At 63.6% G+C, this 25961-nt stretch carries 22 protein-coding genes; 11 read left to right on the top strand and 11 right to left on the bottom strand.

Annotation, left to right across the window (positions count from 1 at the left end):
• Nucleotides 1–13 precede the first annotated feature (13 nt).
• From ABIA90_RS25065 to ABIA90_RS25040, 6 genes are all read right to left on the bottom strand, one after another.
• Complete coding sequence (locus ABIA90_RS25065; protein ID WP_071915934.1) at nucleotides 14–1231, bottom strand: NAD(P)/FAD-dependent oxidoreductase; 1218 nt, start codon at nucleotides 1229–1231, stop codon at nucleotides 14–16.
• 10 nt (nucleotides 1232–1241) lie between these two features.
• Complete coding sequence (locus tag ABIA90_RS25060) at nucleotides 1242–1670, bottom strand: globin family protein (protein ID WP_063986572.1); 429 nt, start codon at nucleotides 1668–1670, stop codon at nucleotides 1242–1244.
• Between the two features lie 121 nt (nucleotides 1671–1791).
• The gene (locus ABIA90_RS25055) at nucleotides 1792–3183 is read right to left on the bottom strand and encodes an MFS transporter (protein WP_354119781.1); all 1392 of its coding nucleotides are present in this window, start codon (nucleotides 3181–3183) and stop codon (nucleotides 1792–1794) included.
• 336 nt (nucleotides 3184–3519) lie between these two features.
• Complete coding sequence (locus tag ABIA90_RS25050; RefSeq protein ID WP_166350773.1) at nucleotides 3520–4314, bottom strand: ABC transporter ATP-binding protein; 795 nt, start codon at nucleotides 4312–4314, stop codon at nucleotides 3520–3522.
• 13 nt (nucleotides 4315–4327) lie between these two features.
• Nucleotides 4328–5224: a nitrate ABC transporter permease gene (gene ntrB / locus ABIA90_RS25045; protein WP_354119782.1), complete on the bottom strand. Its 897-nt coding sequence runs from the start codon at nucleotides 5222–5224 to the stop codon at nucleotides 4328–4330.
• A gap of 58 nt (nucleotides 5225–5282) precedes the next feature.
• Nucleotides 5283–6596, bottom strand: coding sequence for a CmpA/NrtA family ABC transporter substrate-binding protein (locus ABIA90_RS25040; protein ID WP_063984796.1), 1314 nt, complete (start codon nucleotides 6594–6596; stop codon nucleotides 5283–5285).
• A 673-nt stretch (nucleotides 6597–7269) separates the two neighbouring features.
• Between ABIA90_RS25040 and ABIA90_RS25035 the strand changes: the two genes are divergently transcribed.
• The 3 genes from ABIA90_RS25035 (at nucleotide 7270) to ABIA90_RS25025 (ending at nucleotide 10432) form a co-directional block, all read left to right on the top strand.
• Nucleotides 7270–8109, top strand: coding sequence for a formate/nitrite transporter family protein (locus ABIA90_RS25035; RefSeq protein ID WP_028146778.1), 840 nt, complete (start codon nucleotides 7270–7272; stop codon nucleotides 8107–8109).
• A gap of 55 nt (nucleotides 8110–8164) precedes the next feature.
• Complete coding sequence (locus tag ABIA90_RS25030; protein WP_354119951.1) at nucleotides 8165–9901, top strand: bifunctional protein-serine/threonine kinase/phosphatase; 1737 nt, start codon at nucleotides 8165–8167, stop codon at nucleotides 9899–9901.
• 234 nt (nucleotides 9902–10135) lie between these two features.
• A complete protein-coding gene (locus tag ABIA90_RS25025) occupies nucleotides 10136–10432 on the top strand; it encodes a hypothetical protein (protein ID WP_144030840.1) in 297 nt (98 codons plus the stop codon).
• Nucleotides 10433–10657: 225 nt separating this feature from the next.
• Here ABIA90_RS25025 and ABIA90_RS25020 read toward each other — a convergent pair whose 3' ends face one another.
• Nucleotides 10658–11575, bottom strand: a complete 918-nt coding sequence (locus tag ABIA90_RS25020; RefSeq protein WP_166089780.1) for an intradiol ring-cleavage dioxygenase — start codon at nucleotides 11573–11575, stop codon at nucleotides 10658–10660.
• A gap of 162 nt (nucleotides 11576–11737) precedes the next feature.
• Here ABIA90_RS25020 and ABIA90_RS25015 point away from each other — a divergent pair, with 162 nt between their 5' ends.
• The 3 genes from ABIA90_RS25015 to ABIA90_RS25005 all read left to right on the top strand — a co-directional run bounded on the left by ABIA90_RS25015 (nucleotide 11738) and on the right by ABIA90_RS25005 (nucleotide 16020).
• The gene (locus tag ABIA90_RS25015) at nucleotides 11738–13012 is read left to right on the top strand and encodes a serine hydrolase domain-containing protein (protein ID WP_354119783.1); all 1275 of its coding nucleotides are present in this window, start codon (nucleotides 11738–11740) and stop codon (nucleotides 13010–13012) included.
• Nucleotides 13013–13406: 394 nt separating this feature from the next.
• A complete protein-coding gene (locus ABIA90_RS25010) occupies nucleotides 13407–14864 on the top strand; it encodes a sensor histidine kinase (RefSeq protein ID WP_354119952.1) in 1458 nt (485 codons plus the stop codon).
• A gap of 22 nt (nucleotides 14865–14886) precedes the next feature.
• Nucleotides 14887–16020 carry a mandelate racemase/muconate lactonizing enzyme family protein gene (locus tag ABIA90_RS25005; RefSeq protein ID WP_354119784.1) on the top strand — a complete coding sequence of 378 codons (1134 nt, stop codon included), beginning with the start codon at nucleotides 14887–14889 and terminating at the stop codon, nucleotides 16018–16020.
• A gap of 18 nt (nucleotides 16021–16038) precedes the next feature.
• On the opposite strand, the gene ABIA90_RS25000 is transcribed toward ABIA90_RS25005, so the two are convergent.
• Both ABIA90_RS25000 and ABIA90_RS24995 read right to left on the bottom strand, forming a co-directional pair.
• Complete coding sequence (locus tag ABIA90_RS25000; protein WP_354119785.1) at nucleotides 16039–16404, bottom strand: hypothetical protein; 366 nt, start codon at nucleotides 16402–16404, stop codon at nucleotides 16039–16041.
• A 10-nt stretch (nucleotides 16405–16414) separates the two neighbouring features.
• The gene (locus tag ABIA90_RS24995; RefSeq protein WP_354119786.1) at nucleotides 16415–18724 is read right to left on the bottom strand and encodes a TonB-dependent receptor; all 2310 of its coding nucleotides are present in this window, start codon (nucleotides 18722–18724) and stop codon (nucleotides 16415–16417) included.
• A 257-nt stretch (nucleotides 18725–18981) separates the two neighbouring features.
• Here ABIA90_RS24995 and ABIA90_RS24990 point away from each other — a divergent pair, with 257 nt between their 5' ends.
• Together ABIA90_RS24990 and ABIA90_RS24985 are read left to right on the top strand one after the other, a co-directional pair.
• The gene (locus ABIA90_RS24990; RefSeq protein ID WP_354119787.1) at nucleotides 18982–19644 is read left to right on the top strand and encodes a response regulator transcription factor; all 663 of its coding nucleotides are present in this window, start codon (nucleotides 18982–18984) and stop codon (nucleotides 19642–19644) included.
• Entirely contained in the window at nucleotides 19641–20954 is a 1314-nt protein-coding gene (locus ABIA90_RS24985; protein WP_354119788.1) for an ATP-binding protein, read from the top strand. Before ABIA90_RS24990 ends, ABIA90_RS24985 begins: the two co-directional genes overlap by 4 nt.
• 1 nt (nucleotide 20955) lies before the next feature.
• Here the strand turns inward: ABIA90_RS24985 and ABIA90_RS24980 are convergent, their stop codons facing one another.
• The gene (locus ABIA90_RS24980; RefSeq protein ID WP_085404442.1) at nucleotides 20956–21687 is read right to left on the bottom strand and encodes a cytochrome c biogenesis CcdA family protein; all 732 of its coding nucleotides are present in this window, start codon (nucleotides 21685–21687) and stop codon (nucleotides 20956–20958) included.
• 207 nt (nucleotides 21688–21894) lie between these two features.
• Entirely contained in the window at nucleotides 21895–22161 is a 267-nt protein-coding gene (locus ABIA90_RS24975; protein WP_028152051.1) for a hypothetical protein, read from the bottom strand.
• Nucleotides 22162–22643: 482 nt separating this feature from the next.
• Here ABIA90_RS24975 and ABIA90_RS24970 point away from each other — a divergent pair, with 482 nt between their 5' ends.
• The 3 genes from ABIA90_RS24970 to ABIA90_RS24960 all read left to right on the top strand — a co-directional run bounded on the left by ABIA90_RS24970 (nucleotide 22644) and on the right by ABIA90_RS24960 (nucleotide 25849).
• Entirely contained in the window at nucleotides 22644–23693 is a 1050-nt protein-coding gene (locus ABIA90_RS24970; protein WP_038943246.1) for a LysR family transcriptional regulator, read from the top strand.
• Between the two features lie 25 nt (nucleotides 23694–23718).
• Entirely contained in the window at nucleotides 23719–24090 is a 372-nt protein-coding gene (locus ABIA90_RS24965; protein ID WP_014497036.1) for a helix-turn-helix domain-containing protein, read from the top strand.
• Nucleotides 24091–24499: 409 nt separating this feature from the next.
• Complete coding sequence (locus tag ABIA90_RS24960; RefSeq protein ID WP_354119789.1) at nucleotides 24500–25849, top strand: L,D-transpeptidase family protein; 1350 nt, start codon at nucleotides 24500–24502, stop codon at nucleotides 25847–25849.
• Nucleotides 25850–25961: the final 112 nt, after the last annotated feature.

Below are 25961 nucleotides of genomic sequence, written 5' to 3'. Positions count from 1 at the left end.
TCGAGCTGCCTTATCAAGCCGCCTTGGAGGGACGCGCCAGCGCGCGGCCGAACATCATGTCGGTGCGGATCGCCGCCACCTTGTCGCGATTGCGGATCAGCTCGAGATACCAGAGCGCATCGACGGTATCGCCGATCAGGACCGCACCGGTGAGCCGCCCGTCGGCGATGACGAGCTTCTTGTAGGTGCCGCGCCTGCGGTCTGACAGCACGAGGCTCTCGCTGCCGTCCCCGCCCATGAAGTCGCCGGCGGAGAAGACGCTGACGCCGGACACCTTCAGATTGGTCGAGACCACGCTGCCCTGATAGGCGGCGGGACGTCCGGCGAGATGCCGCGCCAGCACGCGCGCCTGCTCGTAAGCGGGCTCGACCAGGCCGTAGCAGGTGCCGCGATGCTCGGCACATTCGCCCAGCGCGTAGATGTCGGGCGAGGCCGTCTGCATCTCGTCATTGACGACGATACCGCGGTTGACCGCGATGCCCGCCTCTTTAGCAAGCGCCACATTCGGCCTGATGCCGGCGGCGAAGATCACGGCATCCGCCTCGATGCGCGTGCCGTCGGCAAGCTCGACGGCTTCGACATGGCCGTCGCCGTGAATGCGGGCGGTGGAGGCGTTCAGCAGGATGCGGATACCCTTGCGCTCGACCAGCGTCTTCAGCAGGTCCGCCGCCGGTAGGTCGAGCTGGCGCTCCATCAGCCGGTCCATCAGGTGCAGCAGCGTCACCGGCGCGCCGGCTTTCGCAAGGCCATAGGCCGCTTCGAGCCCGAGCAGGCCACCGCCGACCACGACGACGCGCTTCTTCGCTGCAGCGAGCGTCAGCAGCAGATCGACGTCGCGCGTATCGCGAAAGGTGTGCACCCCGGTGAGATCGGCGCCGGGGACGTTGAGCCGCAGCGGCGTCGAGCCGGTGGCGAGCACGAGCTTGGAATATTCGACACTCTCTTCACCTTCGATCTTGAGCTCGCGGCGGCCGGTGTCGATCTCGGTGACGCGGTAGCCGTAGCGCACGGTGACGCCGCGATGGCGCCACCAGTCCGCCGGCCTCAGCTCGATCTCGTGCGAGCCGGTCTCGCCGGCCAGCACGGAGGAGAGCAGCACGCGATTGTAAGCGAGCCGCGGCTCTTCGCCGATCACCGCGACCGCGTAGCGGCCGAGCGAGGTCTTGGCGAGCTCGTCGACCAGACGCGCGGCCGCCATACCGTTACCGACGATGACCAGCGGTTCACTCACAAGGCATCTCCTATTCGGCGGCCTGCGCCTGTGCGCCGTAGGCCTCGGAAATCATGTAGCCGGACAGGACGCCATAAGCGTCGGTCCAGGCCGTGGCGAGTTCGGGCGTCCAGGCCTCGCCGAGGCCCTTCTCGAGGGTCCAGAGCAAGGTCGCGCCGACCACCGGATAGTGCTCGGCCTTGGCGCCATAGGCGACGTGACGCTTGGCGAGCGCCGAGGCCGCGGGAAGAATCGTCTCGAGCTTCGACAGGCCGCCGACGACGGCAGCGAGCATGCCCATCAGCTTCTTGCGCTGCTCGGTCATGTCCTCGGGAAACATCGCGCGCACGGACGGCGCCACCTCAAACAGCCGATCGTAGAACAGCACCGCGGCCGCCTCTGAAATCGGCGCGACCTTGGAAAAGCTCTGCTGGACGAGGGTGATCTGTTCTGAAGTCATGATGTTCTCCTGTCTGTTTCGGTCTGCCTTTGTCCGCGCCGTTGCGAACAAGGTTCATGGGTCAAACGTCATCAGAGAGTCTTCTCCCCGCGTACGGGGAGAAGCGACATTCGTGCCAAACTCAGACTCGCGCTTCCGCGAGGCTTGACGCGCCCTCACCCTGCGGGCTGCGACGCAGGTAGAACCACCAGGTCAGTCCGAGGCAGGAGGCGTAGAAAGCGAGATAGATCGCGAGCGCGAGCGACGGACCGCCGGTCAGGGCGATCGACTTGCCGAAACCGGTCGGGATCAGATAGCCGCCGACCGCGCCGATCGCACCGATGAAGCCGACCGCCGCACCGCTCTCGATGCTCGCGGTCTTCAACGCCGCCGCGCGCGCCGCATCGCCCTTGCCGCGCACCCTGAACAGGTTCTGCTCGCGGAAGATCGAGGGGATCATGCGGTAGGTCGAGCCGTTGCCGATGCCCGTCGTCACGAACAGGATCAGGAACATCGCAAGGAAGCCGGTGAAGTCCTTGTGCCCGACGAAGTAGAGCACGCCGACGGTGGCGCCCGCCATCGCGATGAAGTTCCAGAAGGTGAGGATGGAGCCGCCGATCTTGTCGGCGAGCAAGCCGCCGAGCGGTCGCGACAGCGAACCGACCAGCGGCCCGAGGAACGCGATCGAGATCGAGATCGCCGGAAACTGGGTCTTGATCAGCAGCGGGAACGCCGCCGAGTAGCCGATGAAGGATCCGAACGTGCCGATATAGAGATACGCCATGATCCAGGTGTGCTTGCGCTTGACCACGGCAAGCTGGTTCTTGATCGACGACTTGGCCGTGGTCAGGTTGTTCATGAAGAATACCGCGCCGAACACCGCGATCGCGATCGGCAGCACCCACATCAGGCCGGCGTTCTGAAGGAAGATGCCGTCGACGGGGGACGCCTGGAACAGGTTGATCACCGCGAGCGTCATCAGGATCGGGGTCAAGAGCTGCACGCTGGAGACGCCGATATTGCCGCCGGCCGCGTTCAGCCCCAGCGCCCATCCCTTCATCCGGTCAGGGAAGAAGAAGGAGATGTTGGTCATGCTGGAGGCGAAATTGCCGCCACCGAGACCCGCGGTCGATGCAATCAGCAGCATCAGCCAGAACGGCGTATCGGGCTGGCTGACGAAATAGGCGAGCGACAGCGTCGGGATGAACAGGACAGCGGCGCTGAAAATGGTCCAGTTGCGGCCGCCGAAGGTCGTGACCGCGAACGTATAGGGGAAGCGCATCAATGCGCCGATCAGCCCGGGCACCGCGACGAGCTGGAACAGCTGGTCGGTGGTGTAGTGGAAGCCCGCCTGCGGCAGCTTGGTGGTGACGATGCTCCAGATCAGCCAGACGGAGAAGCCGATATGCTCGGCCACGATCGACCAGATCAGGTTACGCCGGGCGATCACTTTGCCGCCCGCATTCCAGAACGCCTCGTCTTCGGGGCGCCAATCAGAAATCCACGTCGGATTTCGAGTCGGATTCGTCGTCATTGATAATCCCTTCTTGGCTCACCGCTGCGTCGTTGCAGGCTCAGCCTCCACGCGGAGGCGCGCGCCGAGGCCATGCCCCGGTGGCGAGTTCACGATGCTGATTGATGATGTTGAGGGACGTCGTCGTTGGCGTCGGAAAAGGTATTTCAATTTCCGTGCCAATTGCGCGCGTTCGGGAAATACAGGGAATTCAGGGGCTTGTTCGCATTGCCCGAAGTTCTTGCAGGCGTATTTCGCTCGCAAATTTAGCGGTTCGCTCAATCCTTGTGCGGCGCACAAGGATTGAGCGAGGTGTCGATTATTTAGGCGCGCTTATCATCCACGTTAAACCTTGGTTTACGCGGCCTCGACGAAGCGATGACGCTCGTAGAGGAACTCGAGCACGCGGTGGCGGCACTTCAAATAGGTGGAGTTGGTCGCAAGATCGAGGCGCTTGCGGGGACGTGCGAGCGGCACCTCCAGCACTTCGCCGATGCGCGCGCTCGGCCCGTTCGTCATCATGACGATGCGATCGGATAGCAGCACCGCCTCGTCGACGTCGTGCGTGATCATCAAAATGGTGTTACCGAGCTTCTGATGCAGCGCCATCACCGAGTCCTGCAGATGCGCGCGGGTCAGCGCGTCGAGCGCGCCGAACGGCTCGTCGAGCAGCAGCACCTTCGGTTCCATCGCCAGCGCACGGGCGATGCCGACGCGCTGCTTCATGCCGCCGGAGATTTCCGAGGGACGCTTGTCCCTGGCGTGGGCCATCTGCACCAGGTTGAGATTATGCATGACCCAGGCGTCGCGTTCGGCGCGGGACTTGGTCCTGGCAAAGACCTTGTCGACGCCGAGCTTGACGTTCTCGTAGACGGACAGCCACGGCAGCAGGCTGTGGTTCTGGAACACTACCGCGCGATCGGGCCCCGGCGAGTTGACCTCGCGGTTCTCGAGCAGCACGCCGCCGGTGGTGGCGCCGGTCAGGCCTGCGATGATGTTGAGCAGAGTCGACTTGCCGCAGCCGGAATGGCCGATGATCGAGACGTATTCGCCCTTCTCGATCGTCAGGTTGATGTCCTTCAGCACCTCCGTGCTGGCGGCGCCGCGGGTAAAGACCTTGTCGATATGGTCGAGCTTCAGATAGGCGGTCATGTGCCCTTCTCCCTCAGTTCTGCGCCGTGCCGCGGGTGACGATCTTGCCGAGGCCCGCGATCAGGCGGTCGAGCACGAAGCCGACGATGCCGACATAGAACAGCGCCAGAATGATCTCGCTGATATGCGAGGAATTCCAGGCGTCCCAGATGAAGAAGCCGATGCCGACGCCGCCGATCAGCATTTCAGCCGCGATGATGGCGAGCCAGGACAGGCCGATGCCGATGCGCAGGCCCGTGAAGATGTAGGGCGCCGCCGCCGGGATCATGATCTTGCCGAAGAACTCGAGCGGATTGAGCTGCACCACCGCGGCGACGTTGCGGTAGTCCTGCGGGATGTTGCGGATGCCGACCGCGGTGTTGATGATGATCGGCCAGATCGAGGTGATGAAGATGACGAAGATCGCCGATGGCTGGCCGTCGCGGAACGCCGCGAGCGAGAGCGGCAGCCAGGCCAGCGGCGGGATGGTGCGCAGCACCTGGAACAGCGGATCGAGCCCGCGCATCGCCCACACCGATTGCCCCACCAGCACGCCGAGCGCGATGCCGGCGATCGCAGACAGCGAATAGCCGAGCGCGACGCGCTGTAGGCTGGCGGAGAGATGCCAGAACAGGCCCTTGTCGATGCCACCATGATCGAAGAACGGATCGAGGATCAGTTCCTTGGTGTCCTTGAACACCCGCGACGGCGGCGGCAGCGCCGAGCCGGCGCGGCGGCACACCAGCTCCCACACCAGCGTCAACAGCGCGATCACGACCAGCGGCGGAATCACGCGCACGGCGGTCTCCCTTGCCATCCGCGCGTAGGCTTCGCTGCGCGGCGGGCGCTTCGGCGTCATCGCGACGACCGGCGCGGCGGTGCCCGCAGGGGTCGCAGTCTCAATGTCCATTTTCGTGGCAGGCATGTTCATCGCAATCTCTCTCCAGCTCAAGGAAGATGCGGCCGCCCAAGGGCGGCCGCTGGCTCCATCAGACTTCGACGCGCTTGATCGCGAGCGATTTCAGATAGGCCGCCGGATTTTCGGGATCGAACACCTTGCCGTCGAAGAAGGTCTCCTTGCCGCGCGAGGTGGAGGCCGGGATCTCGGAAGCCGCGACGCCGAGCGTCTTGGCCGCATCGCGCCACATGTCCTCGCGGTTGACCTTGCCGATCAGCGCCTTGCTGTCGAAGGAAGCTTCATATTTGCCCCACCGGATGTCCTCGGTCATGAACCAGAGATCATGGCTCTGGAACGGATAGGAGGCGAAGTCGCGCCAGTACTTCATGATGTGCGGTGAGTTCTCGACCACCTTGCCGGCATTGCCGTAGTCGAACTTGCCCTTGGCGCGATCGGCGATGTCCTCGACCGGGCAGTTGATCCACTGCCGTTTCGCCATAATGGTCGCGAGCTCTTCCTTGTTCTCCATCTTGTCGGCCCATTGCTGCGCCTCCATCACGGCCATCAGGATCGCCTTGGCAGCCTTCGGGTTCTTGTCGACCCAGGCCGCGCGCATGCCGAGCGACTTTTCGGGATGCTTGCTCCAGATCTCGCCGGTGTTGACGGCGGTGTAGCCGATGCCCTGATGCACGAGCTGCCCGGGCCAGGGCTCGCCGACGCAGAACGCGTCCATGGTGCCGACCTTCATGTTCGCCACCATCTGCGGCGGCGGCACGGTGATGGTCTCGACGTCCTTGTCGGGATCGATGCCGCCGGCGGCGAGCCAATAGCGGACCCAGAGGTCATGTGTGCCGCCCGGGAAGGTCATCGCGACCTTGGCCGACTTGCCATCGGCCTTCTTCTTCTCGAACGCCGCCTTCAACACCGACGCGTCGGCACCGACCTTGAGGTCGGCATATTCCTTGGCGACCGAGATGCACTGCGCATCGAGATTGAGCCGCGCCAGGATGTACATCGGGGTCGGCTGGTTGTTCTGCGTCACCTTGCCGGCGGAAATCAGGTACGGCATCGGGGTCAGGATGTGCGCGCCGTCGATGCCGTTCCCCTCCGAGCCGAGCACGAGATTGTCGCGCGTGGTGCCCCATGAGGCCTGCTTCTGCACGTCGGTGTCGGGCACGCCGTATTTGGCGAACAGGCCCTTGTCCTTGGCGACGAAGAGCGGACCGGCATCGCTCAACGCGATGAAGCCTAGCTTGGCGCCCTTGACCTCGGGGCCTGCGTCCTGCGCGAAGGCGCCGGCGGGGAAATTCAGCTTGGCGGCGGCGAGAAGAGCGGCGGTGCTGCCGGCGGCCTTCAACAATTGACGGCGGCTCAGGCCCGAGGGCTGGCGGGTGCGCTTGGTCATAGGCAGTGTCGTCCTTTGCATCGTTGCAGAATTGATGGCGTCAGTGCTCGCGAGCAGCCCGTCCGTCCGTGACGCCAGAAAAAGGCGCATGCGAACGCATGGCGGGGAAGACCCCCGTCTGGTGGCGTCGGCAAATCGGATGAGAAGTCTCGCGGGACGGCTTCAATGGCGTCGGCTTGAATGATTCAAGCTTCATGCCAAGCCCGCCACTCCGAAAAACGTCGAAAAATTAATAGGTTATTGATGCCGCGCCAGACTGTCGCAGGCTTGCTGCGCACGCGGAATTTGCGGATTGCTCATTCCTTGTGCACCGCACAAATCTTATGCAGCCGCCCAAGCAAAAGGCCGCACGGCCGCAAAAGTCAGATCAACGCGCGCAGCATCCTGCTGATATCGCTAACCTTTTCCAACACACCCACACGGCACGCAACTTGCTTCTTCACCGCCGTCAACGAAGACTGCGGCTTGCCGCATTGTTGCAGCCTCTGGCGGCTGCATCCCGGAAGCTCAACTGCTTCGCGGCCCTCCCGGCTCAGTCCTCGTGACGCGATTCCCAAGGCTTCCAGACCTTCCATAGCCCTCGTGCGCGGCAGAGCTGTCCGCACGGCCAATGATGTTCAGCTGCGCTCTCTCGGGCGTGTCGATCTAACTTACGAAGCAAAAGGAACCATTGATGTCGTATCTCGCGCCTTCGGAATTCGTCACCAAGATGGTGGATGCGGGCGAGTCCAAGATCTTCATGTCCACCCGGGATACTGCCATCCGCGCCTTCATGGCCGGCGCCATCCTCGCACTCGGCGCATGGTTCGCCATCACCATCAACGTGAACACCGGCCAGCCGCTGATCGGCGCGATACTGTTTCCGGTCGGCTTCATCATGCTGTACCTGCTCGGCTTCGATCTGCTCACCGGCGTGTTCGTGCTCTCGCCGCTCGCCCTGATCGACAAGCGTCCCGGCGTCACGCTTGGCGGCGTGCTGCGTAACTGGGGCCTCGTCTTCGTCGGCAACTTCGCCGGCGCCTTCACCGTCGCCTTCATGATGGCCTTCGTGACGACGTTCGGCTTCACGCAAGACCCCGACAAGGTCGGAGCGGCCATTGGAAACATCGGCGAAGGCCGAACGCTCGGCTATGCCGCGCACGGCGCGGCCGGCATGGCGACGCTGTTCATGCGCGGCATGCTGTGCAACTGGATGGTCTCGACCGGCGTCGTCGGCGCCATGATCTCGACCTCGGTCCCCGGCAAGGTCATCGCGATGTGGATGCCCATCATGCTGTTCTTCTACATGGTGTTCGAGCATTCCGTCGTGAACATGTTCCTGTTCCCGTCCGGCCTGATGCTCCATGCCAAATTCTCGATCATGGATTATCTGATCTGGAACGAGATCCCGACCGTGCTCGGCAACCTCGTGGGCGGCCTCGCCTTCACCGGCATGACCCTCTACGCCACCCACGTCATGACCAAGCCGAAGCGTCAGGCCGGCAAGGCTGCACCGACCCGCGTTGCGGCCTGATACGTCTCGACAGAGGAGCCTCGCCCGACCAGGGTGAGGCTCCCTTCGCCTGGTGATGACGATGACCCGCGGACTCCTGATCTCTGTCGGCCAGCACTCCGACAAGGGGCGCAAGCCCATCAATCAGGATTTTCACGGCGTCCTGATTCCGGAAGAGCCGCTGCTCAGCCTGAAGGGCATCGCGGCCGTTCTCGCCGACGGCATCTCCAGCAGCACGGTGAGCCAGATCGCCAGCGAGTCGGCGGTCAAGAGCTTCCTGATGGACTATTACTGCACGTCGGAATCCTGGACGGTGAAGACCTCCGCCCGCCGCGTGCTGGACGCGACCAATTCCTGGCTGCACGCGCAGACGCGCAAGAGCCAATATGCCTATGACCGCGACAAGGGCTATGTCTGCACCCTGACCGCCATGGTCATCAAGGCGACCACCGCGCACATCTTCCATGTCGGCGACTGTCGCGTCTACCGCGTCGCCGGCAAGGCGCTCGAGCAGCTGACCGACGATCATCGGATCATCGTGTCGTCGGAGCAGACCTATCTCGGCCGCGCGCTCGGCATCAATCCGCAGCTTGAGATCGACTACCAGACGGTCGAGATCGAGGCCGGCGATACCTTTGTCCTGGCGACCGACGGTGCCTACGAATTCGTCGACCAGCGTTTCATCACCAGCACACTCGGCGAGTACGCAGCCGAGCTCGACGGCGCGGCAAAGGCGATCGTCGAGGAAGCCTATCGGCGTGGCAGCGACGACAACATCACCGTCCAGATCCTGCGCATCGACGCGGTGACGCAGCGCGAGCCGGCCGGCATCTTCAATCAGACTTCACAGCTGCCGCTTCCTCCGTTGCCGGAGCCGCGAGCGGTCTTCGACGGCTACAGGATCATCCGGGAAATCCACGGCAGCAGCCGCAGTCATATCTATCTTGCCGTCGATGTGGAGACCGAGGCGCCGGTCGCGCTCAAGCTGCCGTCGATCGATTTGCGCGACAATGCCGCCTATCTCAAGCGCTTCCTAATGGAGGAGTGGATCGCGCGCAGGATCGACAGCCCGCACGTGCTGAAGCCGCTGTCACAATCGCGACGGCGCAGCTACCTCTACGTCGCGACCGAGTTCGTCGAAGGGCAGACGTTGAAGCAGTGGATGACCGACAATCCGCGCCCCGATCTCGAAACCGTCCGTGGGCTGGTCGAGCAGATCGCCGCGGGGCTGCGCGCCTTCCACCGCATGGAAATGCTGCATCAGGACCTCAGGCCCGACAACATCCTGATCGACAAGACGGGCACCGCGAAGATCATCGACTTCGGATCGGTCAGGGTCGCGGGCGTCGCGGAGGCGGCGCCGCGAGACGAGGCCGACGACATCCTGGGAACGGTCCAGTACACGGCGCCGGAGTATTTTCTTGGGCAAGGCGGCTCGCCGCGCTCCGACATGTTTTCGCTGGCCGTGATCTGTTACCAGATGCTGACGGGAAAGCTTCCCTATGGCACCCAAATCGCCAGGATCCGGCGCAAGGCGGACGCGCGGAGACTTCAGTATCGTCCGGCCGACGACGACCGCAACGTGCCGGCCTGGGTCGACGGCGCGCTCAGGCGCGCGCTCCATCCCGATCCCTACAAGCGGCACGAAGATCTGTCCGAATTCGTCTTCGAGCTTCGCACGCCCAATCCGGCCTATCTCGACACACGGATCACGCCGCTCTTAGAGCGCAGCCCGCTGATGTTCTGGAAGCTGACCACGGCAGCGCTTGCTTGCGCAGTCGTCGTGCTGCTGGCGCTGCTGCACGGGCGATAGGGCGCAGAAGGGCGCAGACGTCCACTTCTAGCGGCCAAGTGGAACCATTATCGTTCGTCAGAGCATTGCCGCTGGTGACCCATATGCGACATCGGCCAAATAGCCCAAACATCGCGCGATTAGCCGGGTTTAAAGGTTGATTGCGGCTAGACGTTTTTGCGCTCGACTATGCCGTCGCGACGGCGTTGAATCCGCAACGCGGGCTCTTTTGTTTCAAGGAGGGAGGACCGAAAAGTGAAGACAACGATCATCGCACTTTGTGCCGCCGCTCTCATCGCCGCCGCACCAGCCGCGCTTGCGCAGGGTGTACCAGGAAAAGCACTTGGTCTGCAGCATAAGATCTCTAAGAGACATCACCCGGGCGTCCCCGGCTACGCTCCGCTGCATGAGCTGCAAACAATGGGATCGAAGAAGGGCTATCCGGGAGCTTTCGGTTACGCGCCTAATGAACCCAGTCGTTTAGACAGAAATCTCGAAGCGTCCAGACAAGCTGGTGGTGGCGGCGGCGGTGGCGGAGGGAGTGGCATGTGAACCCACGCGCTGCACGAACAGGCGGTATCCGTCCTGCTTGATCGGGACGCTCCGGGGGCGTTAAGGCCGGCTCGCCTCGCGTCTCTTTATGTTCGCATTATGTTTGTTGTTGGCCCAACTCGGACATCCAGTGAGGTCCGCTGTTGCGCAGCTACCAGAAGCACAGCGGACGTCGCACGCGCCCTGACTACCGAGCGGCCGAATGTGCGCTCCAGCTGCGAGCCCTCACGCCGGCTCCTCCGCCTTCACCCCCAGCGGCTTCGGCGCCATGCCGCCGCCGGGCTTGAGGTGAAATTCGTAAGTCATCAGGTGCCACTGCCCGTTTGCCTTGGAGCCGTCGGGCATCGCGGGATCGTTGCGCGGCTCGACCTTGGCGACGAGGTCGTCCTTGACCCCGAACACCACGTCGGAATCGAGATATTTGTCGCCATCCATGAAGACGTGCGTGATCAGCGGCTCGTAGCCCTTGGCATTGACCAGGAAGTGCACATGCGCCGGCCGCATCGGATGCCGCTTGGTCTGCATGATCATCTCGCCGACCGGGCCATCGGTCGGGATCGGATAGCTGCAAGGCAAAATGGTGCGGAAGAAGAAGCGGCCGTCGGCGTCGGTGATGAAGCGCGCCCGCGCCGAAGCGCCGACCTCGTCGTAGTTCGGCTTCTGTGAATCGTAGAAGCCGTCATCGTCGGCATGCCAGACGTCGACGGGAACGCCCGCAAGCGGCTTGCCCTTGAGGTCGGTGACGCGGCTCTGCACGAACATCCGCTCGCCGGTCTGATTGTTCGGCGAAATGTCGGTGCCGTGGGCCGTGACCTTGTGCTCGCCGACATAGAACGGGCCGAGCACCGTGGTCTGGGTGGCGCCCTCGCGATCCCTGTGGTTGACCGCGTCGACCAGCATGGAGACCCCGAGCACGTCGGACAGCAGGATGAACTCCTGCCTTGTGTCGGTGCATTTGTGGCCGGTGCGGGTCAGGAAATCGATGGCGTATTCCCATTCCTCGAAGGTGAGACCGGTCTTGCTCACGTAATCGTGCAGCGACTTCACCAATTCCTGGAGCAGGAATTTTGCCCGAGGATTCGGCGTATTGTCGAAGCTTTTGACGACGGCTTCAGTGAGTTCGGTCTCGTTGAACTGGGTCATGATGCGTTTGCCCTGAATTTTCTCGTTGGCCCGGATGGGCTCCTTGGAGGCGTTCCAGAGCGCAGCCTACACCAGCAGGCCCGGCCGCGTTAAGCGCAACCGGCTTGGAATGGGGCCGCCATTTCGCTATCAACTTTCCGACAAAACGCCCCGGAGGAACTGATGCTCGCCCCTACCCCCGCCTCGCCCGAATCCGTGGGCATGTCCAAGGCTGCGCTCGACCGCGTCGATGCGCATCTGAAGAGCCGCTACATCGATGCCGGCCGCTTTCCGGGCACGCACCTGCTGGTCTACCGCCGCGGCAAGGTCGCCCACAGCTCGGTGCAGGGCTTTGCCGACGTCGAGCGCAAGGCGCCGGTCAAGGACGACACCATCTACCGCATCTATTCCATGACCAAGCCGCTCACCAGCGTCGCCTTCATGATGCTGGTCGAGCAAGGCCTCGTCGCGATCGACGAGCCCGTCGCCAAATACATCCCGGAATGGAAGGATCTCGGCGTGTTCGTCGCCGGCACCGCGCCGGCCTTCCTGACCCGGCCGCCGTCCCGGCCGATGCTGATCGTCGATCTGCTGCGGCACACCGCCGGTCTCACCTACGGCTTCCAGCAGCGCTCCAACGTCGATGCCGCCTATCGCACTGAAAAGATCGGCGAGGTCGAGAAAGCCGGCACGCTCCAGACCATGATCGAGGCGCTGGCAAAGATTCCGCTGGAATTCTCGCCGGGCGAATCCTGGAACTACTCGGTGGCGACCGACGTGCTCGGCTATCTCGTCGGAAAGATCTCCGGGATTCCCTTCGAGCAGTTCCTTAAAACGCGCATCCTCGATCCGCTCGGCATGACCGACACTGATTTTCACGTGCCGGCCGCCAAGGCGCACCGTTTCGCGGCCTGCTATTCAGCTGATCCCGGTGGAGGCATGACCTTCCATGCCGGCCAGCGCCGCGAGGGCCTGACGCTCCAGGACGACCCGACCAAGAGCTCGTTCCTGTCCCCGCCCTCGTTCATCTCGGGCGGCGGCGGACTATGCTCGACGGTCGCCGACTATCTCACCTTCTGCCGCGCGCTGCTCAATGGCGGCGAGCTGGGCGGCGTCCGCCTGCTCGGGCCGAAGACGCTCGCGCTGATGACGAGCAACCACATTCCGGGCGGCCGCGCGCTGCCGGAGGTATCGCGTTCGCTGTTCTCCGAAGCCACCTATAACGGCATCGGCTTCGGCCTCGGCTTCGCCGTGACCATGCGGCCGGCGGAGACGCTGATCGCCGGCAGCCCGGGCGAATATAATTGGGGCGGCGCGGCCACGACCTCGTTCTGGATCGACCCGGCCGAAGAGCTGATCACCATCTTCATGACGCAGGTGCTGCCGTCGAGCGCCTATCCGCTCCGGCGCGAACTGCGCAGCATGGTCTATGCGGCGATCACCGAGAGCAATCTCTGAGCTACGTCTCAACGAGAACGGGCCCTCGCGATCGATCGCGAGGGCCTGTCATTGCCTAGTGCTTATGGCCGATCAGATAAATTCCGCCGCCGAGCACCAGAACGGCGGGCACGGCCCACAAAATCAGAACTGCGTCATCCTCCTCAGTTGGACGTGCAGACCTTGACGGTCTTCATGCCGCTTTCAGCCTCGGTGCGCGACTTGACGCCCGCGACCGCGCTGCAAAATCCCGCTCTGACGTGCTCGCCGGACGCGAAAATCGTGGCGCGGTGCAAGTCTCACCCGTATGGTCTCCCCAAAATCATAATCCGGCGCCGCTGCGCTGGAACCGGGACGCCCGCGTTTGTCAAAGCTCACCTTGCCGGTCCGGCTCGCTCTTCTGGTCACGGGAACGATGTTGCCGCTGATCGTCTTTGCAGTGGGTATTGCCTATTCCAACTACCGCCAGGACCGCAGCGACGCGACACGACGCGTGCTGGAGACGGTGCGAAGCATGCGCCTCGTGCTCGATTCCGAAGTGCAGCGGATGACCGGCGGCTTGCAGGTGCTGGCGCTCAGCAACGCCCTGCAAGGCGGCGACTTCGACGACTTCCGCCGGCTGGCAACCGGGTTCATCAGCCAATATGGCGAGGACAGCGTCCTGCTGGTGGCGGACGGGAGCGGGCACCAGCTGTTCTCGACCGTCACGAGTGAAACGACAAACCTGCCGCCCCGCAACAATCGCGAGATCGTTGAGCGGGTATTTGCGAGCAAGTCGCCGCAATATTCCGACCTGTTCACCGGCTCGACCAAGAACCGGCCGATCGTGACCGTCGAGGTTCCCGTGCTGCGCAACGATGAGGTCGTCTACGCGCTCTCCTTCAGTCCGCCGATCGCGACCTTCCAGAAACTGGTCGAGCAGCAGCGGCCGAACGATCAATGGACGGTGTCGCTGCTGGACACCAAGGGTCGCGTGTTCGCGCGCGCGCCCAATCCGGCCGAGACGTTCGGCAAGCAGGCCTCCGGCGCACTGAACGATGCGATGGCCCGGACGCCGGAGGCGACCCTCTCTACCGTTTCGCTCGACGGCGTCGCGCTGTCCTCCGCCTATACGAGATCGCGGCTGACCGGCTGGACGGTCGTGGCCGGTGTCGCCGAGAACTCGCTGATCGCCCCGCTCTGGCGCGACATCGCGATCACCAGCCTGATCGGCGGCATCCTGCTGCTGACCGGCCTGACCTTCGCCGTGCGGATGGCGACCACGATCGCGCGCGGCGAGATGTTGCACAATCTGCTGATCGAGGAGCTCAACCATCGCGTCAAGAACACGCTGGCCTTGATGCAGGCGATCGCGGTGCAGACCTTCCGAAGTTCAAGCCGGGACGAGCGGACCAAGTTCGAGGGACGGCTCGGTGCGCTCGCCGAGGCGCATAATCTCCTGAGCCAGGAGAAATGGGCGGGCTCGGAGCTGAGGGATGTGATCGCGCGCGTGCTCCAGCCGTTCCTGCTGAGCAATCCCGGTCGCATCCGCATGGCCGGCCCCACCGTGCCGCTGTCGCCGCGGCTCGCCGTGGTGCTGTCGATGATCGTGCACGAGATCGCCACCAACGCCGCGAAATACGGCGCGCTGTCGAACGAGACCGGCCGGGTCACGCTGGACTGGGAGGTCATCGCCGACACGCCGAAGCCCCGGCTGCGGCTGATCTGGAGTGAGATCGGCGGACCGCCGGTGACGGAGCCGGTGCAGCGCGGTTTCGGCTCGCGCCTGATCGAGCGCAGCGCGCGCGACCAGCTCGGCGGCGAGGCGACCGTCGACTTCCTGCCGCGCGGCGTCGCCTGCACGGTGACGTGCGTGCTGGACGAGGCGCGGTGAACGGATTGAAGGAACATCGGCGATGAAGATCACCAAGGTGCGCACGCACATCCTCGAAGCAAAGCTCTCGCAGCCGTTCGCCTATTCGCGCGCCTGGTACGACACGCGCACCGCGATGCTGGTCGAGATCGAGACGGATGACGGCCTGTCCGGCTGGGGCGAATGCTACGGGCCGGCGCGGATGACGGCGGCGGTGGTGCAGAGCATCGCGCCCTTGCTGATCGGCGAGGATCCGCTGCGCACCGATGTGCTGTGGCAGATGGTCTACGCACGCTTGCGCGATCACGGCCAGAAGGGCGTCGTGATCCAGGGCCTGAGCGGCATCGATATCGCGTTGTGGGACATCAAGGGCAAGCATTTCGGCGTGCCAGCGCATCAGCTTCTCGGCGGCGCCGCGCGCAAGGAGATAGCGGCCTATGCGACCGGGCTCTACCGGCGCAAATCAGGCGATCCGCTCAAATACCTGCCGGAGGAAGCGGCCGGCTACGCCGCGGAAGGTTTTCGCGCCGTGAAGCTGAAGGTCGGCTTCGGCATCGCCGAGGATGCCGCAGTCACACGCGCGGTGCGCGAGGCGATCGGCCCGGATGTCGCGCTGATGGTCGATGCGAACCACGCCTATGATGCAGTGGCGGCGATCCGGCTCGGCCGCATGATCGAGCGCTACGACATCGGCTGGTTCGAGGAGCCGGTGCCGCCGGAGGACGTCGCGGGATATCGCGCGGTGCGATCCGCGCTGACGATTCCCATCGCCGGCGGCGAGTGCGAGTTCACGCGCTTCGGCTTCCGCGACCTGTTCGCATCGCATGCGCTGGACATCGCCCAGCCCGACACCTGCGCGGCCGGTGGCCTCTCCGAATGCAAGAAGATCGCCGACATGAGCGAGGCGTTCGGCATCCGCTACAATCCGCATGTCTGGGGCACCGGGATCGCGATCGCGGCCTCGCTGCAGCTTCTCGCCGTGCTGCCGTCGCATACGCCGACCTCGCTTGCGCCGATCGAGCCGATGCTGGAATTCGATCGCACCGAGCATCCGATCCGGCAGGCGATTTTGAAGGAGCCGATCGAGCACGAGAAAGGTGTCGTGCGCGTTCCCGACGGACCGGGACTGGGCATCGATATCGACCGCGAGGCGCTCGCGCGCTTTGCGGTTCAATAGAAAAAGCGCTCGACGCCGTTAATTCGGCGGCACGTCGATCGGAACGAGAAACGCGAAGCCATATTTGGCGTCCTCGCCGCGCGCCTCATCGAGGCCGCGTCCAAGTTCCACCGCGGCAATCTCGGCCGGAAGCGCGAGCCTGACCTGTCGGACATGATCCGGGCACAGGAGAGGACGCCCACCTGAACGCATGCTCGCCAATTCCTCGACGAACCAGGCCTCCTGCACGCGCGCCCGGGCGGATCGCAGTGAGCTGGCCGAGAACGCCAGAACCGGTCTCTGGTTGATCTCCAGCACGAAGCAGCGCTGTCGCGCCGCCTGTGCGGCGCGATTGCTCTTGCGTGTCGTCGACCTGCCTTCAGCCCGGCCACTCGCGCGTGTCATCTCAACACCATCAGAAGTTCGCCGTGGCTGACAATCTGAACACACGTGGAGACCCCGGCGTGATGTTGTTATTCCCGTCCGCGGTCGAATAGTACTTCCGGTCGAGGAGATTTTCGATGTTGAGCTGGGCGCGCCAGGTCTCGTTGAGCCTGAAGAACACGGCGGCGTCCACCCGCGTGAACTCCGGAATCAGCACGGTGTCGTCGGACGATGCGAAGAAGTTCGAGTAGTGGATCACACCGAGGCCCGCGGCCCACTGCTCCGTGAACTGATACCTGTTCCAGAGGGAAAAGGTATTGTACGGCACAAGTCCCACGCGGTTGCCGGCGACAATGGTCGCGGAGTTGTTACTGGTGATCCGCGCATCCGTGTAAGCGTAGCCGCCCGTGATTTGCCAGGCGTCCGTCACATAGCCTGTCAGAGACGCTTCGAGGCCGCGGGTCTTGGTGGCTCCGCTCAGAATGAAGAATCCCGCATTGTTGGGATCGGCAAAGCGCTGATTGGTCCGGTCCAGTTCGTAGATCGCCGTAGCGAACTGCAGGAACGGGAAGATGTCGTATTTGAGCCCGACTTCCTTGTTCACGAACTTCTCGGGCGCTGCGATGGCCAGGCCCGGTGTGAGAGCGCTGAACTGGTCGCCGGCGCTCGGCAGATACGAGATGCTGTAGCTACCGTAGATCGACAGGTTTTCGAGCGGCTTGAACACGACACCGGCGCGTGGCGACACCAGATCATCGACCCGGTTGAGCTCGACGAATGTGCGACGGTCTCGCGACGTCAGGTCGAAGTGATCGAACCGCAGGCCGCCGATCAGCTCCAGATAGCGCGTGATCTCGACCTGGTCCTGGACGTAGACGGCGCCGAGATTGAGCTTGTAGGTGTTGTTGGCATCGGTACCCCCATTATTGGCGAAAGTGACCGGAACGTACGACGTCGGATTCCTCGGATCGATGGTGATGGTCGACGAGACGCCATTGAAGAGCCCGCTCTGCCGGTAGTTCAGGCCGTTCTGACGGCCCACCTCGGCACCGAAGACGACGGTGTGACGAATTGGGCCGATCCCGAACTTGTAGGTGAGATCGGTCTGGTTGAAGTAATTCGTCCGGTCGGTCTCGTTGTTATATGCTTGCAGATTGCTCGAGGTTCCGGCGGCATTGACGGCACCGGAATTGGCTCCTCCGCCCGGATAGATGTTCTGGTAGAACTTGTCGTAGTTGGCGATCTGCGACGAATTCTTGATCGTCCACCCGTTCTCGAAATCGTGCTCGACGACAGCAGTTCCGATATCCACGTCGGCGAGCGCATAGTTGAGGTTGGGATTGCCGAAGAACGCAGACGACGACGTATCGTAGGGATAGCGCGGGAAGGCGTTTCCGGGGCGGATCTGCGAGGGGATGCCGCGATCGACGGTACGCCGGTCGTGCAGATGCTCGTAGCTCAGCTTGACCGTCGTGGTGTCGTTCGGCGCAAAGGTCGCGGTAGGATTGATCGCCCAGCGTTCGAGGTTGACGAAATCGCGATAGCTCTGCGTATTTTCGTACATCGCGTTGAGGCGGAAGGCCCAGTTCTCGTTGATCGCCTGGCCGACGTCGGTGGTCACGCGGGCGCCGGGATAGGAATTGCCGCCGACCGTCACCTCGCGAATGGTCGTACCGTCGGCCTCCTTGAGTACGCGGTTGACGACGCCACCGCCGCCGCCGCGGCCGAAGATCATCGCGTTCGGCCCCTTCAGGACCTCGAGCCGCTGAATGTTGTAGAAGTCGCGAAAATACTGGACGTCGTCGCGGATGCCGTTGGTGTAGAAGTCGGCGTTGCTGCGCTGGCCGCGGATGACGAGGTCATCGCGATGCGATTCGCCCTGATGATAGATCACGCCGGGCACATAGCGGGTCGCCTCGCCGATCGAGGTGAAGGCCTGGTCCCTGATGAAATCCTTCGTCAGCACCGTCACCGACTGCGGCACGTTGAGGAGAGCCGTATTGGTCTTCGTCGCGCTGGTCATGCTCCGCGTGACATAGCCCTTCTGGCCGGTACGCGCGTCCTGATTGTTGACGCTCGGCGGCTTCTTCTCGACCGGTGCGACGGTGGCCGTCCGGCGATTCGATCGCGCTGCGCGCGAGGCGGTCGCGGTCTGCGCCCGGCGGGCGCGCTGCTGCGGAGCGGAAACGACGACTGACGGCAAGGCTCCCGCCGCCTGCCGCTGCTGTGCGGAGGCCGGGCTCGCCTGCATCGTCAGCCCGCCACTGAATGACAGCGCTGCCGTCGTCGACAGCAGAAAACCACGCAACGCCTTACGGCCACCCCAACAACCCAATGCCATCTGCAACGCCCCAAAAGCTTCGCGTGCCGCTCTGAAAGACGGCTTCGCGGTCCCGAACCGGGGCGCATCTGCAATGCGAAGAATTAGATGAGGATTAGATCGGATTTAGAATAGGTCGAGCCTCTCTACGCTCACGCCCAAATTTGTAAGAGTTCTAAATTGAGGCGCAGGCGGTTGACCATTTGGCCACGGTGTCGAATGTGGCGTTTGGTGCTGCGACGCGCCGCCCCTCCAACACAGCGAATTTCCCTGAATCAATGCGCCTCCTGCTGATCGAAGACGATCCGATGTTCGGCAAGGCGCTCGTCCGCGGATTGAAGCGAAACGGAATGACCGTGGACTGGACCCGCGACGGACAGGACGGCTACGCCGCGCTACAACGCGCCGAGCACGCGATCACGCTGCTCGATATCGGACTGCCCGGCATGACTGGCTTCGAGATTCTCAAGGCTGCGCGCAGCAGGAAGGCTTCGCCCATCCTGGTGATCACGGCCCGCGACCGGGTCGAGGACACGGTCGCGGGACTCGATCTCGGCGCCGACGACTTCATCGTCAAGCCGTTCGAGTTGCGCGCCCTGCTCGCGCGCATCCGCGCGGTCATGCGCAGGGTCAACGACCGCTCCAATTCGCTGATGAGCAGCAAGGAGATCACGCTCGATCCATCGACCCATGTGGCGACCTTCCGCGGCATCCAATCGACGCTTTCCGCGCGGGAGTTCTCGGTGATGTACGCCCTGATGGAGCGTCCCGGAACCATTCTGTCGCGAGGCCAGATCGAGAGCCGGATCTACGGCTGGGGCGACGAGGTGCAGAGCAACGCCGTTGACGTCGTCATCCACGGCTTGCGCAAGCGGTATGGCAAGGACGTCATCCGGAACATCCGCGGTGCCGGTTGGATGGTCACGAAGTCCGGATCATGAACTCTCTTCGCAAGACGATCATCACGCGTGCGACGCTGTTGCTGGCCGCCATAGGCCTCCTGGCGACGGCAACATCGTTCGGCCTGGTCGCCTATGAGATGAACAAGTTCCTCGACGCGCAGTTGCAGGAGATCGCCGTCAATGTCGGTCCAGGTGACCGCAACGATGCGGGTCCGCTGCTCGAAAGCGAAGACGAGGATCAGTTGGTCGTCCGCATCTGGGATCGCTCCGGCGCGCTGGTGCATCGGGCGGGTCCTCCGATCGATATTCCGTGGCAATCAGTGCCGGGATTGTCCGACGTGACCGCCGACGGGCAGGATTGGCGCGTCTATCGCTGGAGCCACGCGCAGCACGATATCCAGATCGCGCAGGCGTGGAGCGCCAGGCACGAGATCGCGCTGCACGCGGCGACAGGCGCCGCGCTTCCGCTGCTGCTCGCCATCCCGCTGGTCTGGGCCGTTCTGGGTTGGTCGATCAGCCGCACGATGGGCGGTCTGCAACGGCTGTCGGCCGAAATCGGCCAGCGGAGCGTCGATGCGCAGGAGCCCCTGCGTCCGGTGGGCGTACCGGCGGAAGTGGCTCCGCTGATCGTTGCCATCGACAAGCTCGTCGATCGTCACCGGTCGGCACTCGACGCGCAGCGCCGCTTCGTGGCGGACGCCGCGCACGAACTGAGGACACCTCTGGCCGCGCTCCAGATTCAAGCGGAAAACCTGATCGCCGCGGATCTGTCCGGACAGACTCGCGAGCTTGCCGACGAACTTCGGGACGGCGTGCGGCGCGCATCGCATCTGGCGAGCCAGTTGCTCGAAATGGCCAGAACGGAAGGCGCCTCGATCCAGAAGCGCGACGACATCGATCTTGCCGCGCTCGCGACGTCGTTGCTGGCCGACTTCTATCCGCTGGCTGAGGCGCGCGACGTCCAGCTCGCGATGACGGCGGAGACACCGTGCAGGTTGCTCGGCGATCGCGACGCGATCGCCAAGCTCATCGCCATCCTGCTGGATAACGCTATTCGCTATTCAGGTTCAGGCGGCTCCGTGGAACTCAGGGTCGTCAATGACGGCAAGATTTGCGTGCTGGAGATCGTCGACGACGGCCCAGGCATTCCCGAAGACGCAATACCGTTCATCTACGACCGCTTCTTCAGGGCTGCGCCCCAGGGCGTCGAGGGGACCGGGCTTGGTCTTGCGATCGCCAAATCCACCGCCGACCGGCACGGCTTCAGGCTGATGCATCAGAACCGGAGCGGCGCGACCGGCATCGTCGCGCATGTCCGGTTTGACCTGACTACCGTACCGACCGCGTGAGCTAACCGATCGTCTGCAGCGCCGGAAACGTCTCGAGCAGCCAGATGCTGACATTCGAGACCGTGCCGGTGAGGAAGCCGATGCCAGTGATCACCATCAGGACGCCCATGGCGCGCTCGACATTGACGAGCTGGCCCTTCATGCGCGCGAACAGCTTCGAGAACTGCTCGATCATCAGGGCGGCGATCAGGAAGGGAATGCCGAGGCCGGCCGAATAGACTGCGAGCAGGCCCGCCCCCTTCGTCACCGTCGCCTCCGCCGCGGCGATCGAGAGGATCGCGGCGAGGATCGGGCCGATGCAGGGCGTCCAGCCGAAGGCGAAGGCGAGGCCCATCACATAGGCGCCCCACAGGCCGACAGGCTTGGGCGCGGTCAGGCGCCCCTCGCGCATCAAAAGGCCGATCCGCGTCAGTCCCAGGAAGTGCAGGCCCATGATGATGATGACGATGCCGGCGAGGATCGACAGCTCGGCCGACCAGGCACGAATCAGCCCGCCGATCAGCGAAGCGCTGGCGCCGAGCGCCACGAACACCGTGGAGAAGCCGAGCACGAACAGGAGCGCCGACATCATGATGGCGCGCTTGGACGCCGAGGCCGGCTCCTTGTTCTCGACATGCTCGATCGTGGCGCCCGTGAGATAGATCAGATAGGGCGGAACCAGGGGCAGAACGCAAGGAGAGAGGAAGCTGACGAGGCCGGCAATCAGGGCCGCCGGGATCGAGACATTTTGCATGATGCAGTCGGAGCCATCTCAGGCTCTTTGGCCGCGCACCGGGAATGCGCGCGGGCGTGAGCCGAACCGGCTCTGGTGTAGCCGATGCCGGGGAATGCGCACAACAGAGGCGCACGAAACCAGGCTCCTCCCGATGCCGTCTGCGATCACAGATGCGGCATCGGGACGCGCACAAACCTCGCCAAAAAGCGAGACTCGGCGGCGCGGCTACTTCACCACGCGGAGCAGCGGACGCCGGGGCTGGTCCTGCGTCTGCTTGGAGGGGGGCTGCGGTTCGCTTCCAGCGCTCCGCAACATTTCGTCGCACAGCGCCTTGAGATCGGCACTGTCAATTCCTTTGAGCTTCATCCGCACGTCGAGGATGACGATAGACAGCAGCTCGGCCGACTCGCGGTTATTGCTCTCGTTGAGAACCTTGCGGCACTCCTCAAGCGTTTCCAGCACCGACTGCAACTGTTCGTCTGAATGCGACACCGGCGTTCTTTCCGTTAGTTCGGCCTGCGAGACGTGTTTGTGGAAATCCCCTCGGCCCCCATGAGATACCGAGAATAACACGAGGCGCCGACGCCTCCGAACATGATTTCAGTATGATTTTGCCGGGAAACCGTGGCTCCCGCGAACATCGACCCGCTGCGCGGGACGCCATTATCGTCGTGGCCGGGAGTCGAACGCGCGGCACCGGATGATCGACCCATTCCGCGCGGCGACAGCTCGCGCGCAAGGACTTCCGTAACGGAAAGCGCCGACAATCCTGCAGCCATTTCAGGGCTCGCAACGGAACTCACGCCACACCCCTCATTCCAACGTTGGTCGGCCGATTCGATTCTCAGCCTTAGTAACACTCGGATACCGCCCACGAGGCAGTAACGATGGCGTTCAAAAGTCGCCGTTCCCCAACCCGCAGTGGTTGTGGTTTGCGCCCAATTCTGCCAGTTTAGCAACCCGAAGGGACTTGTATGCACTCCTTGGCGGAAAGGGGCGTTCCACAGGAGGAACGCCCAAAGATCAACATCAGCGGCCTCTCCGATTGGGATGCGGCCCGCATATTCCTGGAAGTCGTTCGATGCGGCAGTTTTCGCTCGGCGTCTGAACGCCTGTCGCTGTCGATCAACGCCGTCCGCCGCCGGATTGATGATTTCGAGCGCCAGACCGGCACCACCCTGTTCACCCGCGACGTCCACGGCACGCATCTGACCGATGAAGGTGCACTGGTGGTCTCCGCCGTCGAGCGCATGGAGGCGGCCGCCTTCGACGTGCTGCGCACCAGCGATTCGACAGCCAACGCCCTGTCCGGCGAAGTTCGTGTGGCCGTCACCGAGGGTCTCGGGACGTTCTGGCTCGCCCCGCGGCTGGTCGAATTCCAGCAGGCCTATCCGAAGATCCTGGTCGACCTGCATTGCGCGATGCGCTCGGCCGATGTCTCTCGTCACGAGGCCGACGTCGCCATCCATCTGTCGCGTCCCTCCGCGCTCGACGTCAAGCTGGTGCGGCTCGGCCGCATGCACCTGATGTTCTGGGCTTCGGAAAAATACCTTGAGAAACACGGCACGCCGCGCTCGGCGCTCGAATTGATCAAGCACCGCCTGGTGCTGCAATTCGCCGACCAGCTTGCCGCCAAGGAAACCTTCGAGAGCTTCTTCCCAGGCGTTCCGGAACGTGACCTGCTGGTCATGAAGACCAACGTCTCAAGCGCCAATTATTGGGCGGTCGCGAATGGCGCCGGCATCGGCGTATTCCCGAGCTACGCCATTGCGCTTGGCGGGAAGTTGATTCCACTGGAGGTCGAGCTGAACAGGCCGCTGGATATCTGGTTGTCCTACCACCCTGGTAGCGGCCGGATTCCACGCGTTCGGCACATGATTGACTGGCTGATCGAGGCTTTCAATCCGGCGCGATTCCCGTGGTTTAAGGAAGAGTTCGTGCATCCGCATGAATTCAAGGACGAGTATATGGGCGAACCCCTGACCCAGCTCTTCGGGGGATTTTCAACCGAAGAACAAAGGTGAGAGTATGAAAGCAGCGGCGAAAAGAATGAAGCAGCGCAGCGCCGGCAAGCCGGACATTGAGCTTGGCAAGCGGATCCGTCTGCGGCGCGTCGAGATGAAGATCTCGCAGGCCGAGCTCGGCGAGAAGCTCGGCGTGAGCTTCCAGCAGGTCCAGAAATACGAGAAGGGCGTCAATCGCGTCGGCGCGGCTCGGCTTCAGCAGATCGCCACCGCCCTCGATGTGCCCGTGACCTTCTTCTATGACGGCGACAACAAGGCGCGCGAAGTCGAGAGCCTGCTCTTCCTCGATTCCGCCTTCAGCCTCCGCCTGCTGCGCGCCTACAGCAAGATCAAGGACCAGACGGTGCAGCGTCAGCTCGTCTCGCTGATGGAATCGATCGCAGCGAACGAGGCCTGAGCCGATCGGGCTCTGACCTGGACGGCCGATGTTCAATCCGCCGCGTCACGGGGGCGCGGCCGGATTGAACGAGACCCAGTCCGCGCGCTTGCGCGCGGCTCTCCTTTCGGGGCGGCCAAGCCGCCCTTTTTTCTTGCGGATTTCTAGCTGCGGGTTTCTTGCTACGGGTTTCCTGGCAATTTACCCGCCATCGCCGCGGATTTCGCGAACCCATCCCGCCCCTGCCGCGACCCAATCGAGACGCCCCGCCTCGAACGCGCGGGCTTTCGACTGCCGTGCTTAATGGGACCTCAACTCCGGGGCTCTAGCTTCCCGCCGATTTTTGCGAATCGGCGCACGCGGCGCGGCGAGCGGGAATTGCCAATGCGAGCGCCGTCCGGGCCTCGTCCTCGTGGGGAAAATGGGACACATGTCGAAACGCCATGCGATGATCGTTGCCGTCGGCGTGCTCGCGAGCGCCTCCGCGCTGGCGCAAACCGAAACCACGGGACAGGCAAACCCCAGGCCGGCAACGGCGGCCGGTACAGTGCCGGCCGCGGCGAACCCGGCCCATGCTGCCGCGCCGAAGGCTGCCGCGCCCGCTTCGACGGCGGAGAGCCGCTCCGCTGCGGCACTCGCGCTGACGCATGAGCCAACCTATGACGAGGGCTCGGCCCAGCGCATCAAGGATGCCGCACTCAGCTACTCCGATCTTGCCGTGCGTGGCGGCTGGCCGACGATCCCTGCCGATGCGAAGTTCGCCCTCGGCGTCCAGGGCGCCAGCGACGAGCTGCTGCGCAAGCGTCTGATCGTCTCCGGCGATCTCGCCGCCGACAAGGCGACCGGCGCCTTCGACCAAGATCTCGCCGACGCCGTGAAGCGCTTCCAGGCCCGCCATGGACTGGCGCCGACCGGCACGGTGACGCCGCGCACGCTCGCGGCGATGAATGTCTCCGTGCAGAAGCGCATCCGGCAGCTGGAGGCTTCGCTCCAGCGGCTCGAGAACATGAATTTCGGCTTCGGCCAGCGCTATGTCGTGGTCAACATCCCCGCCGCGTTTGCCGAAGCGGTCGAGAACGATGTGGTGGTGCGGCGCTATCGCGTCATCGTCGGCAAGACCGAAAAGCCCTCGCCGACCCTGACGGCCCAGATCACCAGCGTCGTGCTCAATCCGACCTGGACGGTGCCATCATCGATCGCCAAGACCGAGATCTCGGCGCATATGCGGAAAGATCCGACTTATTTGTCGCGCATGCACATGGAGGTGCTCGACGGCCACGACAACCCGATCGATCCGCATTCGGTCGACTGGTCGGGCACGCACACGCCGAACTTCACCGTGCGCCAGCACAACGGCACCTTCAACGCGCTCGGCGCGGTGAAGATCGACATGCCGAACGCCTATTCGGTCTATATGCACGACACCAACCAGCGCAACCTGTTCAGCGACGACTACCGCTTCGATTCCCATGGCTGCTCGCGCGTCGACAATGTGCGCGATCTCGCCGCCTGGCTGCTGAAGGACCAGCCGAAATGGAGCCGCGCCGCGATCGATACGGAGATTGCGAGCGGCCAGCACCTCGAGGTCGCCATGGCGAAGAAGGTGCCGGTGGCCTGGATCTACCTCACCGCATGGATGACCAGGGACCAGACCGTCCAGTTCCGCAACGACGTCTATAGTCAGGATGAGCAGTTGCTGGAGGCCACCGCCGAAGAGGCCGCGTTCTTCAGCAATGCCGGCAGCCATCCCCTGACCGCGCACATGCACGTAACGCAGTAGAGCATGATCCGGAAAAGTGCGCAGCGGTTTTCCGAAACGATCATGCTCAAGGAATAACCGCTTCTCGCGCCATGCAATCGCGGAGCAGGCGGATGCAAAGCCGCTTCCCTCG

The sequence above is a fragment of the Bradyrhizobium sp. LA6.8 genome, from assembly GCF_040547935.1.
Lineage (GTDB): Bacteria > Pseudomonadota > Alphaproteobacteria > Rhizobiales > Xanthobacteraceae > Bradyrhizobium > Bradyrhizobium barranii.
The sequence above is the reverse complement of the archived record's forward strand: the minus strand, read 5'-3'. Positions and strand labels throughout refer to the sequence as shown.